This window comes from Ramlibacter sp. (genome assembly GCA_019635435.1).
In the GTDB taxonomy this organism is placed as follows: Bacteria; Pseudomonadota; Gammaproteobacteria; order Burkholderiales; family Burkholderiaceae_C; genus JAHBZM01.
Window position 1 is genome coordinate 2312406 of the sequence record JAHBZM010000001.1, and the last position, 12753, is coordinate 2325158.

Genomic DNA, 12753 nt, shown 5'->3' on the forward strand with positions numbered 1-12753 from the left:
AAATTCATAATATGAAAAGTATAAGCACCATTTGAAATTGACAGAAATCTGTGAGAGACTTAGGGTCACCGTACTAAATTACGTCATCGCCCACGAGGAGACAAAGATGTCAGCCATGCCCGACAAACTGTTTGGGTCGGCCGCAAACGATGCGGACGCCCAGGAAACCCGCGAATGGATCGACGCGCTGTCCGCCGTCATTGCCAGCAGCGGCACCAACGCCGAGGGCCGCGCCCGCGCCCACTTCCTGCTCGAGCAACTGCTGGAACAGGCGCGCCAGGAGGGCATCGACATGCCGTTCTCGGCCACCACCGGGTATGTCAACACCATCGAACCGCCCGACGAGGCCCATTGCCCGGGCAACATCGAGGTGGAGGAGCGCCTGCGCGCCTACATGCGCTGGAACGCCATGGCCATGGTGGTCAAGGCCAACCGCCACCACCCGGTGGACGGCGGCGACCTGGGGGGGCACATCGGCTCGTTTGCCTCGCTGGCCAACATGTTTGGCGCCGGCTTCAACCACTTCTGGCATGCCGAGAGCGAAAACCATGGCGGCGACTGCGTCTACATCCAGGGCCATGTGTCGCCCGGCGTGTATGCGCGAGCCTACCTGGAAGGCCGGCTGACCGAGGAGCAACTGCTCAACTTCCGCCAGGAGGTGGATGGCAAGGGCCTGTCGAGCTACCCGCACCCCAAGCTGATGCCCGAGTTCTGGCAGTTCCCCACGGTGTCCATGGGCCTGGGCCCGCTGATGGCGATCTACCAGGCGCGCTTTCTCAAGTACCTGCACGCGCGCGGCATTGCCGACACCGCCAACCGCAAGGTCTGGGTGTTCTGCGGTGACGGCGAAATGGACGAGGTGGAAAGCCTGGGCGCCATCGGCCTGGCCGCGCGTGAGAACCTGGACAACCTGATCTTCGTCATCAACTGCAACCTGCAGCGCCTGGACGGCCCGGTGCGCGGCAACGGCAAGATCGTGCAGGAGCTCGAAGGCGAGTTCCGCGGCGCGGGCTGGAACGTGATCAAGCTGCTGTGGGGCAGCAACTGGGACCCGCTGCTGGCGCGCGACAAAGATGGTGCGCTGCGCAAGCTCATGATGGACACCAACGATGGTGACTACCAGGCCTTCAAGGCCAACGACGGCGCCTACGTGCGCAAGCATTTCTTCGGCCGCGACCCGCGCACGCTGGAAATGGTCTCGCACATGAGCGACGACGACATCTGGAACCTCAAGCGCGGCGGCCATGATTCGCAGAAGGTCTATGCGGCCTTCCACCGCGCGGTCAACCACCAGGGCCAGCCCTCGGTGCTGCTGATCAAGACCGTCAAGGGCTTTGGCATGGGCAAGATCGGTGAAGGCAAGAACACCGTGCACCAGACCAAGAAGCTGACCGACGAGGACATCAAGGCCTTCCGCGACCGCTTCAACATTCCCATCCCCGACAGCGAACTGCCCAAGCTGCCGTTCTACAAGCCCGCCGACGACACGCCTGAAATGCAGTACCTGCACGAGCGGCGCAAGGCACTGGGCGGCTACCTGCCACACCGCCGCGTCAAGGCCGACGAGAGCTTCACCGTGCCGTCGCTCGAGACCTTCAAGGCCGTGCTGGAGCCCACCGCCGAGGGCCGGGAGATTTCCACCACCCAGGCCTATGTGCGCTTTCTCACGCAGCTGCTGCGCGACCAGGCGCTGGGTCCGCGCGTGGTGCCCATCCTGGTCGATGAAGCCCGCACCTTCGGCATGGAAGGCCTGTTCCGCCAAGTCGGCATCTACAACCCCGCGGGCCAGCAGTACACCCCGGTCGACAAGGACCAGGTGATGTACTACAAGGAAGACAAGGCGGGCCAGATCCTGCAGGAAGGCATCAACGAAGCCGGCGGCATGAGCAGCTGGATCGCCGCCGCCACGAGCTACAGCACCAGCAACCGCATCATGGTGCCGTTCTATGTGTATTACTCGATGTTCGGCTTCCAGCGCATTGGCGACCTGGCCTGGGCGGCGGGCGACATGCAGGCGCGCGGCTTCCTGCTGGGTGGCACCTCGGGCCGCACCACGCTCAATGGCGAAGGCCTGCAGCACGAGGACGGCCACAGCCACATCCTGGCCGGCACCATCCCCAACTGCATCAGCTACGACCCGACCTTTGCGCACGAGGTGGGCGTGATCCTGCACCACGGCCTCAAGCGCATGGTGGAAAAGCAGGACAACGTCTATTTCTACCTGACCCTGCTCAACGAAAACTACGCCATGCCAGGCCTCACACCGGGCACCGAAGAGCAGATCATCAAGGGCATGTACCTGTGCAAGCCCGGGGCCGGCGCGTCCGCCAAGGGCAGCGCGCCGCGCGTGCAGCTGCTGGGCAGCGGCACCATCCTGCGCGAGAGCATCGCCGCCCAGGACCTGCTCGACAAGGACTGGGGCGTGGCCGCTGATGTGTGGAGCTGCCCGAGCTTCAACGAGCTGGCGCGCGACGGCCAGGCCGCCGAGCGCCACAACATGCTGCACCCCACGGACAAACCCATGGTGCCCTTTGTGAGCCAGCAGCTCGAAGGGCATGCGGGTCCGGTCGTGGCGTCCACCGACTACATGAAGTCGTACGCCGAGCAGATCCGTTCCTTCCTGCCCAAGGGCCGCACCTACAAGGTGCTGGGCACCGACGGCTTTGGCCGCAGCGACTTCCGCGGCAAGCTGCGCGAGCACTTCGAGGTGAACCGCCACTACATCGTGGTGGCGGCCCTGAAGGCGCTGAGCGAGGACGGCACCGTGCCCGCCGCCAAGGTGGCCGAAGCCATCAAGAAGTACGGCATCAATGTCGACAAGATCAACCCGCTGTACGCATAAGAACCGGAGACAAACCCATGGCATTGGTTGAAGTAAAAGTCCCGGACATCGGCGACTTCGATGAGGTTTCGGTCATTGAACTGCTGGTCAAGGCCGGTGACACGGTCAAGGCCGAGCAGTCGCTGATCACTGTCGAGTCCGACAAGGCCTCGATGGAGATTCCTTCGTCGGCGGCTGGCGTGGTGAAGGAATTGCGCGTCAAGCTTGGCGACAAGGTGGCCGAGGGCTCGGTGGTGGTGGTGCTGGAAAGCGCTGCCGCCGCGCCGGCTGCGGAGCCAAAAGAAGCTGCAGCGCCCGCTGCGCCTGCACAGGCTGCTACGCAAACTGTAGCAAGCCCACCGGCGGCCCCCGCGGCCGCCGCTGGCCCGGTCGAGGTGCGGGTGCCCGACATTGGCGACTTCAAGGACGTGGCCGTGATCGAGGTGCTGGTCAAACCCGGTGATGCGATCAAGCTCGAACAGTCGCTGATCACCGTCGAGTCGGACAAGGCGTCGATGGAAATTCCCTCGTCCGCGGCCGGCAAGCTCAAGGAGCTCAAGGTCAAGGTCGGTGACACGGTCAACATTGGCGACCTGATCGCCATGGTGGAAGGAACGGGTGCAGCCGCGCCGGCTGCATCCGCGCCCGCCACAGCACCGGCCACCGTTCGGGCTGAGCCCTCCGACAAGCTCAGGACAAGCTCCGCCGAAGCCCCTGCGGCGAGCCCTTCGACAGGCTCAGGGCGAACGGACGTGGCGTCACCACCAGCCGCTCACCAGCCCGGCACGCCCACGGGCCAGCTGCCGCACGCGTCCCCCTCGGTGCGCAAGTTCGCGCGTGAGCTGGGTGTGCCGCTTGAAGAAGTCAAGGGCAGCGGCCCCAAGGGCCGCATCACGCAAGACGATGTGCAGGGCTTCACCAAGGCCGTCATGGCCGGCGCGATGCAGACCAAGGCGCAAAGCGCCAAGGCCCCGGCCGGTGGCGGCGGTGGCGAGGCGCTGGGCCTGCTGCCCTGGCCCAAGGTGGACTTCACCAAGTTTGGCGCGGTGGAGCGCAAGGACCTCTCGCGCATCAAGAAGATCAGCGGCGCCAACCTGCATCGCAACTGGGTGATGATCCCGCACGTTACCAACCACGACGACGCCGACATCACCGAACTCGAGGCGTTTCGTGTCTCGACCAACAAGGAGAACGAAAAGTCCGGCATCAAGGTCACCATGCTGGCCTTTCTGATCAAGGCCTGCGTGGCCGCGCTCAAGAAGTTCCCCGACTTCAACAGCTCGCTGGATGGCGAGCAGCTGGTGCTCAAGCAGTACTTCCACATCGGCTTCGCGGCCGACACACCCAACGGGCTGGTGGTGCCGGTGATCAAGGACGCCGACAAGAAGGGCGTGCTGCAGATCAGCCAGGAAATGGGGGAGCTGGCCAGGAAGGCGCGCGATGGCAAGCTGGGCCCGGCCGACATGAGCGGCGCCTGCTTCACCATCAGCAGCCTGGGCGGCATTGGCGGGCGCTACTTCACGCCCATCATCAACGCGCCCGAGGTGGCCATCCTGGGCGTGTGCAAGAGCAGCATGGAGCCGGTGTGGGACGGCAAGCAGTTCGTGCCGCGCCTGATGCTGCCGCTGTCGCTGAGCTGGGACCACCGTGTGATTGACGGCGCCTCGGCGGCGCGTTTCAACGCCTACCTGGGCCAGATCCTGGCTGACTTCCGCCGCGTGCTGCTCTAGGGCCTGGCATGACCACGGTGGTTGTTGTGAAGAAGGCCGGGCAGGTGGCCATTGCGGCGGACACACTGGTGACCTTTGGCGACACGCGCCTGCCGCAGCGCTTCGAGGCCAACAGCAAGATCTTCCAGGTCAAGGCCGTGGACGGGCCCTGCTACCTTGGCATGGCCGGCACGGTGGCGCATTTCCCCGCGCTGCGCAAGGCCATGGAAGCCCTGCCCAAGGAGCAGTTGCGGCTGCACAGCCGCGACGAGATTTTTGACACCTTCACGCGGCTGCACCCGCTGCTCAAGGACAACTTCTTCATGCAGACCAAGGAAGAAGACAACGACCCCTACGAGTCCAGCCAGTTCAGCGTGCTGATGGCCAATTCAGCCGGCATCTTCGGCCTGTACAGCTACCGCGAGGTGTTCGAGTTCAAGGAGTTCTGGGGCGTCGGGTCGGGCCGCGGCTTTGCGCTGGGCGCCATGCACGCGGTGTACGCGCGGGCCAAGTCGGCGCGCGAAGTGGCCGAGGCCGGACTGGCCGCGGGCTGCGAGTTCGACCGCAACTCCGCCGGACCGGCGGACTTTTACACGATCAAACTGAAAGGCGGCCAATGAGCCTCATCGACATCAAGGTGCCGGACATCGGCGATTTTTCCGAAGTGACCGTGATCGAGGTGCTGGTCAAGGCCGGCGACACGATCAAGCCCGAGCAGAGCCTGATCACCGTGGAGTCCGACAAGGCCTCGATGGAAATCCCGGCCAGCCAGGGCGGCGTGGTCAAGGAAATCAAGGTCAAACTCGGCGACAAGGTGGCCGAGGGCTCGGTGGTGCTGGTGGTGGAGGCCGCGGGTGCGGCCGCCGCCCCGGTTTCAGAGCCAAAACAGGCGCAAGTCCAGGAGGCACGGGCACCTTCTGCTATCAAAAGTGAAGCGCCAGCGGCCGCGCCCGCAGCCGCCAGCCACGCCGGCGGTGCCGACCTGGAATGCGACCTGCTGGTGCTGGGCGCCGGCCCCGGCGGCTACAGCGCCGCCTTCCGCGCGGCCGACCTGGGCCTGAAGGTGGTGCTGGTGGAGCGCTACGCCACGCTGGGTGGCGTGTGCCTGAACGTGGGCTGCATCCCGTCCAAGGCCCTGCTGCACGTGGCGGCCGTGATGGACGAGGTCAGCCACTTCGAGGCGCTGGGCGTGAGCTACGGCACGCCGGTGGTCAACATCGAAAAGCTGCGCGAGCACAAGGCCAAGGTGGTGGGCAAGCTCACGGGCGGCCTGAACAGCATGGCCAAGATGCGCAAGGTGACCGTGCTGCGCGGCCACGGCGAGTTCCTGGACCCGTTCCACCTGCAGGTGGAGGAAACCGGCGGCACCACCGGCCAGGAAAAGACCGGCAAGCGGCAGACCGTGAAGTTCCGCAACGCGATCATCGCTGCGGGCTCGCAGGCCGTGCACCTGCCGTTCATGCCCGACGATCCGCGCGTGGTGGACTCCACCGGCGCGCTGGAACTGCGCACGACACCCAAGCGCATGCTGATCCTGGGCGGCGGCATCATCGGCCTGGAAATGGGCACCGTCTACAGCACGCTGGGCGCGCGGCTGGACGTGGTGGAAATGCTCGACGGCCTGATGCAGGGCGCCGACCGCGACCTCGTCAAGGTCTGGCAGAAGATGAACGCCAAGCGCTTTGACAACATCATGCTCAAGACCAAAACCGTGGGCGCGCGTGCCTTGCCCGAGGGCATTGAAGTCACGTTCGCGCCAGCGGAAGAGGGCGGCACCGCGCCCGCGCCGCAGGTCTATGACCTCGTGCTGCAGGCCGTGGGCCGCACGCCCAACGGCAAGAAGATTGGCGCCGACAAGGCCGGCGTGGCCGTGACCGACCGCGGCTTCATCAATGTCGACATCCAGATGCGCACCAACGTGCCCCACATCTTTGCCATTGGCGACATCGTGGGCCAGCCCATGCTGGCGCACAAGGCCGTGCATGAGGCGCATGTGGCGGCCGAGGTGGCTGCGGGCGAACAGCAGGGCAACAAGGAACTGGCCAGCGCCGCCTTCAACGCCCGCGTGATCCCCAGCGTGGCCTACACCGACCCCGAAGTGGCCTGGGTTGGCCTGACTGAAGACCAGGCCAAGGCGCAAGGCATCAAGGTGAAGAAGGGGCTGTTCCCCTGGACGGCCTCAGGCCGCGCCATTGCCAATGGCCGTGACGAGGGCTACACCAAGCTGCTGTTCGACGACAGCCCCGAGGCCCATGGCCACGGCCGCATTCTGGGCGGCGGCATCGTCGGCACCCATGCGGGCGACATGATCGGCGAGATCGCGCTGGCCATCGAGATGGGCGCTGATGCGGTGGACATTGGCAAAACGATTCACCCGCACCCCACGCTGGGCGAGAGCATGGGCATGGCGGCGGAGATTGCGCATGGCAGTTGCACGGATGTGCCGCCCGCGCGCAAGTGATCCAGCTCACTGCCTTCCTGGTCGAGACCTGAAATGGGTTGACTGGCGCCTCGTCAGGAGAACTGTTGCGCCATCCGATCGCAACCCCAGGACCGGCATCACGCGGGAGGGAGAGCACATCGCCGCGCGAATGCCCGTCCCGCGCCCCGCCCACTGGAGCGCACGGCCTGTTCGCGCTGGTTCCAGCCGGGAGTGAACGTTCTTGCAACCGTAGTCGGCAAATGAGGAAAAGCATGCCAACATGATTGTCGGATTCGACGAGAAGGTCAGCACGGCGCGCGCAGCGGTTGGACAGACAATGGTGGCATTCAAGTCACGGTGGAACGCCAATGCCTGCCTCTACCACGCGTGGCCCTGGAAGATTCTGGCCGTGGCCTTGTTTGTCTTCTTTGCCTTCGCGTGTTTGGCGCACAGCCCCGCATCGCCGCTCAACCGCGCAGCTGGAAACAGGCCTCGAATGACAAAACGCCTGACCTGATCCCGCCTTTGAGACCCGCCGTGTGGCGCACCCCAAGCTGCCGATTGCCGGACAGCCCCGCAGCGCATTGCAGCCCCTGCGTCGCATGGCCATGACCAGGTGCTGCAAACCGTGGGTTGTATCCCCACGGCAAGAAGACGGACGCGGACCAAGCCGGCGTGCCCGTGACCGGCCCGGGCTCCATCCGTCACTGTGGCGGGCAAATGGCGTACCGCGTGTCCAGCAGCGCCTGGATTCGCGCACCGAGGGCCGCAGCTTCGTCGTCCTCCAGACGGGTGAACTGCCGGGTCCAGGCGTCGGACTGCGCAAATTCCGGAAACCGGGGTGGTTCGCCCCACAGCCAGTCCGGGTGGGTGGCCCGGGGGCTTCGACCAAACACGTGCAGATGCATCTTGCGGTGCAGCGTGGGGGTTTTGGGTCCCTGGGGGTGGGCCAGCGGGTTCAGCGCGTTGTTGCCCGCATCCCAGTAGTTGAGGCAGCCACCAGCAAGCTGCGGCAAGGTGTCAAGCATGGCCCGGCCGGTGGCGGCCACCAGGCATGACCAACGCGCCAGTTCCTCGGGCGTCAGCTCGCTGCGGTCCCAGACGGCGCGTGGTGGGTGGACGAGCACATGCCCGCCATCGCTGCGGTGGTTCATGGGCCGCGCAGGCAGGTCGACGGTGCCACCGGCGCAGCGGATCAATGTGGTGTGGATGTCCAAGGGCAGCTCTCCAAAAAGAGGGTTTGTGAAAGGGGGGCGATGGCCGATGCGCAGGCGATCAATCGCCGCGCGGCGCCCAACAGGCGATGGCTGTGGCTGACAGCAGCAGCGCCGCCACGCCGTAGACCCAGGCGGACGGCGCGATCGGTAGCAGCACGCCCGCCAGTACCGGGCCCGCGCCGGCACCCAGGTCCCGCCACACCGAGCGCGTGGCCAGCGCCTGGATGCGTCCTGGCCCCGGTGTGCGGCGCGCGACCAGTGGCGGCAACAGCGGCAGAAGCAGGGCCCGCAAAATCACGATGGCCAGTGCGCTGGTCCACAGCCACCCCAAGCCAAAACACACCAGGGCCACCGACGTCAGCACGGCAAAACCCACCAGCAGCACTTCAGCGCCGTGCCGCTGTGCCAGATCGCCGCCCACGGCACTCAGCACGATCTCTGCCAGATAGCGGACCGACAGCAACAGCCCCGCCACAATCACCGGATTGCCTGGCAGCGCGTCGCGGCCCAGATAGGACAGGCCGACGATGAACAGGCCGTCCAGCACCAGCCCCTCAATGAACGAAAACCGATCCAGGTGGCCCGGCAGCTTGCCCCAGCGCTTGTGTGGTGGCGACGGGGCATGCGGCTGGGCGGGCAACTGCCGCGTGGCCAGCAAGGCGCACAACGCAACGGCGGCAAACACACAGAAGATGGCGCGGGGCCCCCACCAGAGCGCGCAGGCAGCACCGGCGGGCAGCGCCAGCATGGGCCCCAGCGCCGCGAATGCGCGCGACTGCCCGGCTCGCCGCGCCGCGCCCACCGGCTCGGCCGTGGCCAACGCCTGCGTGGCAAGGTTCAGCGCCGCAAAGGCCAGACCCCACAGCAGCCGCAGGCACAACAAGGCGATGAAGCCGCTGAGGATGGCGTACCCCAGCGCACACACGGCGGCGGCCAGCACCGCCAGCGAGCAGGTGAGCCGCTCGCCATGACGGGCGTAGAACCGCGCCACCGCACCGTAGCCTGCAATGCGCACCAGGCGGTTCGCCGCCAGCAGGAGGCCCGCCTCGAACAAAGTGACGCCAAACGCCGGGGCAAACATCGGCAGCAGCAGGTAAAGCACCGTGTCTCCGGGGAGTGACAGGCCGAGCGCCAAGGCGGCGCGGCGAGAGTGGTGGTCTGAGACGGAGAGGGTGGCTGGGGGCATTGGCATGACCCGCATGGTGCGCGGCGCCGCCGGTCGCGACAAACGACATTGCTGCGCGGCACGTGTGAGAAAATTGCACGCATGCCACCCCGCTTGCCCCCGCTGAACGCGGTCCACGCCTTTGCGGCGGCGGCGCGCCACCAGAGCTTCACCCGCGCCGCACTGGAACTGCACGTTACCCACAGCGCCATCAGCCGGCAGATCAAGGCGCTGGAATCCCACCTGGGCGTGGACCTGTTCGAGCGCAAGACGCGGCAGGTGCACCTCACGGCCGCGGGCCACCAGTTCCACGCGCAGGTCGGGCCCGCGCTGGTGCAGATTGGGGTGGCCGCCCAGTTGCTGCGGAGTGACGCGGAGTTGCGCAGCGTCAAGGTCAATGTCCGGCCCAGCTTTGCGGTGCGCTGGCTCATCCCGAGGCTGCCGGGCTTCGTGGCCCAACACCCGGACATCGAACCCCAGGTCATCACCAGCACTCTGGCACCGGACCAGACGACCCAGGCCTTTGACCTGGCCCTGCGGCGAGGCCCGCGCGGGTGGCCGCAGGGCATGCAGGTCCACCCGTTCCTGGAGGACGAGGCCCTGGTGGTGGGGGCGCCCAAGCTCTTCGCCCAGCGCCCAGTGACACGGCCCGAGGCGCTGTCATCCCACGTGCTGCTGCTGTCCAAGTCGCGGAGCAAGGATTGGGAGAGCTGGAAAAAGCAGGTGAAAACGCCTGGGCTCCAGCCCGCCAGCTGTCTGCAGTTTGATCATCTGCACTTTGTGCTGCAGGCTGCCGTGGACGGACTGGGCTTTGCGATGGCGCCGGTATCCCTGATCACGCACGACCTGGCCTCGGGGCGGCTCATGTCGCCCTTGCCACACTTGCGGCTGCCGCTGAGCCCGCACTACGTCGGTGTAGCCCCGGATCCCTCACCGCAGACGCAGTATTTTCTGCAGTGGCTTGTGGGGAACTGACATGCGCTGTGCCTTTTTCTTCTGACCCAACGCAGACAAAAGGGGCCCGAAGGCCCCTTTTTCGCTGAGATCGCTGTGCCTTTATCAGGGGCAGGCAGGCGTGGACGCCAGGATGCCGGGGCGCAGCGCGCGCGTTGTGGCGCTCTCGTCCGGGCCCAGCGTGTTGCGGGTGTAGGTGCAGCCGTAAGTCGTGGCTGCCACGGTGGCCGGGGTCACCACATCGTCGCCCAGCGGCTTGATGCCGTCGCGCTCCCACTTGATCATGGCGTCGAAGGCCTCGGTCTGCTCGGCGATGGTGAAGTCGCAATGGCTCACCCCGCGGATCGCGCGCTGCACCAGCCAGTTGCTGTTGCCCTTGGCGGCCACGCGCTTCTGGTAGACCTGCTCCATGCTGAAGGGCACGAACAGGTCGCCCAGCGTGTGGATGGACACCACCGGAATCTTGAACTCGCCATTGATGACCGGAATCCAGCGCAGGCCGTCGCGGCGCAGGCGGTTGGCTTCGGGATCGGCCTTGAGCTTGATGGCCGCGGCGTTCAGCGCCGTGGAGCCGGCGGCGTCACCGTCGATCGAATAGGTGTAGGCGGTGGTGTCAAGCACGTTCTTGTTCAGGATGCCGGTTACGGTGCCATCGCTGCCAAAGGTGCCGTAGGCGGACGGGAAGCTGCCGCCAAACGCAATGCCCTGCGCGAACATGGGCCGCTCGCCACCGGTGATGTTCTTGACCACCGACAGGTACTTGGTGCCCTGCGCGGTCGGGGCCGACGGGAAGGTGGTGAACAGCGCGCTGGTCGCCAGGGCCTGGATCTCGGACCACTTGTCAGTCGGGTAGCTCGGCACGCCAGCCAGCACCTGGGCGGTGACCTGCATGGCCGCGAACTGGTTGAACAGTTCGGCGTCGCCCATCACGCCGCACATCGGCACCGCACCCGCGTACTTCACCTTGTTGATGGCGGTGGCCGCGGTTTCGGCCTCGATCGCCGCGCCCGTGATGTGCCCGCCCATGGAGTGGCCGGTGATGTAGATCTTGCTGGGCTCGGCCAGCGTGCGGCCGTTCTTGGCGGCGATCTTGTTGAACTCCAGTGCCAGCGCGTTGGTGTCTTCCACGCCGGCGCGCACGTCGTAGTAGTTTTTGCTGTAGCTCGACGCTGCCCAGGCATAGCCGTTCTGGATCAGGTAGCGGCGGATGGACGGGTTGGTGATGCCCAGGGCGGCGCCGGTGCCGGCGTAGCCATGCGCGTACATCACCAGCTTGCCGTTCCAGTTGGCCGGCACTTCGACGCGGTAGGCCGCGCCGCCCAGCACGCCGGCCCAGCGGCTGGTGGTGGCCATGTCGGTCACGTCACCGGCTGCGGCAGCCATGGCCGCGAAGGTGGTGGCGGTGGCATCGGCGGTGAAGGTGCGGCTGTCCTGCAGGCGGGTTTCTTCCGGCACGACCACGACCGGGGCGTCGCCGCCACCGCCGCAGGAAGCCAGAAGTGCCGCACCGGCGATCAGGGTCAGGTGCAGGCGAGGGGGGAATTTCATGGGGTGTCTCCAGTCGTTGAAGGGTGGCGCGGTCTGAATGGAACAGGGGCGGCCCAAGGCAGTGTCAACGTCAGCCCGGTTGAAAAAATCAGTGCATACCCTGTGCACCAGTCACGCAGGAGACTGCTGGCCGGCGGCCCGCGGGGGTTCAATTCCAGCTGTTGCCAGCGGCCAGGCTGATGTCCAGCCCGTTGGTGCCATTGGTGAAGTTGTGCCACTGGCCGCCACTCCAGGTGACCGTTGCAGTGATCGCATTCGCGTTGTGGTTGTTCCGCAGGGCGCCCACCTTGACGGTGTTGGAGACGGTCTCAAACGCCCAGATATGCTGCACGCTCTTGATGAAGAGATGCTCGTAGTCGTAGTTCCTGTTGTCCAGGGTGATGTTGGTGTTGCTGGCCGCATAGTTGTTCACGGTTGTCCAGGCGTTGCCCCCCGTGTCGCAGTACTTGACCTCACCCAGAAACGCGACAACGTTGGCCAGGGCGGTTCTGGGCAGGCCGAGTTCAAAGCAGGCCCCCTGCCTTGAGGCAAAGCGTTTGCTGAAATTGGTTGTGATGCCCATGTACCGGTTGCTTTGGCCCGGGTTGAGGATCAGATAGATGCCGCCCTGGGTGTTGCCATGAATGCCGCCCGGCAGGTTGGTGGCCACGCCATTGTTGGCTGGAATCATCGTGTCAAGCCCGATCGGATAACCCAATTTGAACCATATGTCGGCCATGTGTGTTCCTCCCTGTTTCAGTCGGGGCAAGTTTAGGACAAGCTGAAAGCCGAAGATATGCAAAAGTATCTGAGACCCACGCAGCCACGTCGATTCAGAAAACTATCTACCTCGCGCAAACCCTCCAGGTGAAGAAGTCACATCAATAAGATGCCGGTCGGTGGCCTTTATCTGACCCGGATGGTGCGGTATCGCCCAA

At 65.6% G+C, this 12753-nt stretch carries 10 protein-coding genes; 6 read left to right on the forward strand and 4 right to left on the reverse strand.

The genetic code is table 11. The annotated features are described in order from the left end of the window. The first annotated feature begins 106 nt into the window (after positions 1-106). The 5 genes from aceE (at position 107) to KF796_11250 (ending at position 7469) form a co-directional block, all read left to right on the forward strand. Positions 107-2842 (forward strand): pyruvate dehydrogenase (acetyl-transferring), homodimeric type, encoded by a 2736-nt coding sequence (aceE, locus tag KF796_11230; GenBank protein MBX3587203.1) that lies wholly within the window; start codon positions 107-109, stop codon positions 2840-2842. A 17-nt stretch (positions 2843-2859) separates the two neighbouring features. Beyond that, positions 2860-4551 (forward strand): dihydrolipoyllysine-residue acetyltransferase, encoded by a 1692-nt coding sequence (gene aceF / locus KF796_11235; GenBank protein MBX3587204.1) that lies wholly within the window; start codon positions 2860-2862, stop codon positions 4549-4551. Between the two features lie 8 nt (positions 4552-4559). Beyond that, entirely contained in the window at positions 4560-5150 is a 591-nt protein-coding gene (locus KF796_11240; protein ID MBX3587205.1) for an MFS transporter, read from the forward strand. Next, positions 5147-6991: a dihydrolipoyl dehydrogenase gene (gene lpdA, locus KF796_11245; protein MBX3587206.1), complete on the forward strand. Its 1845-nt coding sequence runs from the start codon at positions 5147-5149 to the stop codon at positions 6989-6991. Before KF796_11240 ends, lpdA begins: the two co-directional genes overlap by 4 nt. A gap of 241 nt (positions 6992-7232) precedes the next feature. Beyond that, the gene (locus KF796_11250) at positions 7233-7469 is read left to right on the forward strand and encodes a hypothetical protein (protein ID MBX3587207.1); all 237 of its coding nucleotides are present in this window, start codon (positions 7233-7235) and stop codon (positions 7467-7469) included. Between the two features lie 187 nt (positions 7470-7656). On the opposite strand, the gene KF796_11255 is transcribed toward KF796_11250, so the two are convergent. Both KF796_11255 and KF796_11260 read right to left on the reverse strand, forming a co-directional pair. Further along, positions 7657-8169 carry a hypothetical protein gene (locus KF796_11255; protein MBX3587208.1) on the reverse strand — a complete coding sequence of 171 codons (513 nt, stop codon included), beginning with the start codon at positions 8167-8169 and terminating at the stop codon, positions 7657-7659. Between the two features lie 58 nt (positions 8170-8227). Next, positions 8228-9361 carry an MFS transporter gene (locus tag KF796_11260; GenBank protein ID MBX3587209.1) on the reverse strand — a complete coding sequence of 378 codons (1134 nt, stop codon included), beginning with the start codon at positions 9359-9361 and terminating at the stop codon, positions 8228-8230. Between the two features lie 75 nt (positions 9362-9436). Between KF796_11260 and KF796_11265 the strand changes: the two genes are divergently transcribed. Then, on the forward strand, positions 9437-10309 hold the full coding sequence (locus tag KF796_11265) for a LysR family transcriptional regulator (GenBank protein ID MBX3587210.1): 873 nt from the start codon (positions 9437-9439) through the stop codon (positions 10307-10309). 84 nt (positions 10310-10393) lie between these two features. Here KF796_11265 and KF796_11270 read toward each other — a convergent pair whose 3' ends face one another. Continuing rightward, positions 10394-11836 (reverse strand): alpha/beta hydrolase, encoded by a 1443-nt coding sequence (locus KF796_11270; protein ID MBX3587211.1) that lies wholly within the window; start codon positions 11834-11836, stop codon positions 10394-10396. Between the two features lie 148 nt (positions 11837-11984). After that, entirely contained in the window at positions 11985-12584 is a 600-nt protein-coding gene (locus tag KF796_11275; protein ID MBX3587212.1) for a hypothetical protein, read from the reverse strand. Positions 12585-12753: the final 169 nt, after the last annotated feature.

Bases quoted from the DNA above. Each gene is read 5' to 3' on its own strand.
- aceE (MBX3587203.1), top strand. From the start codon at position 107: ATGTCAGCCATGCCCGACAAACTGTTTGGGTCGGCCGCAAACGATGCG.
- aceF (MBX3587204.1), top strand. From the start codon at position 2,860: ATGGCATTGGTTGAAGTAAAAGTCCCGGACATCGGCGACTTCGATGAG.
- KF796_11240 (MBX3587205.1), top strand. From the start codon at position 4,560: ATGACCACGGTGGTTGTTGTGAAGAAGGCCGGGCAGGTGGCCATTGCG.
- lpdA (MBX3587206.1), top strand. From the start codon at position 5,147: ATGAGCCTCATCGACATCAAGGTGCCGGACATCGGCGATTTTTCCGAA.
- KF796_11250 (MBX3587207.1), top strand. From the start codon at position 7,233: ATGATTGTCGGATTCGACGAGAAGGTCAGCACGGCGCGCGCAGCGGTT.
- KF796_11260 (MBX3587209.1), bottom strand. From the start codon at position 9,361: ATGCCAATGCCCCCAGCCACCCTCTCCGTCTCAGACCACCACTCTCGC.
- KF796_11265 (MBX3587210.1), top strand. From the start codon at position 9,437: ATGCCACCCCGCTTGCCCCCGCTGAACGCGGTCCACGCCTTTGCGGCG.
- KF796_11270 (MBX3587211.1), bottom strand. From the start codon at position 11,836: ATGAAATTCCCCCCTCGCCTGCACCTGACCCTGATCGCCGGTGCGGCA.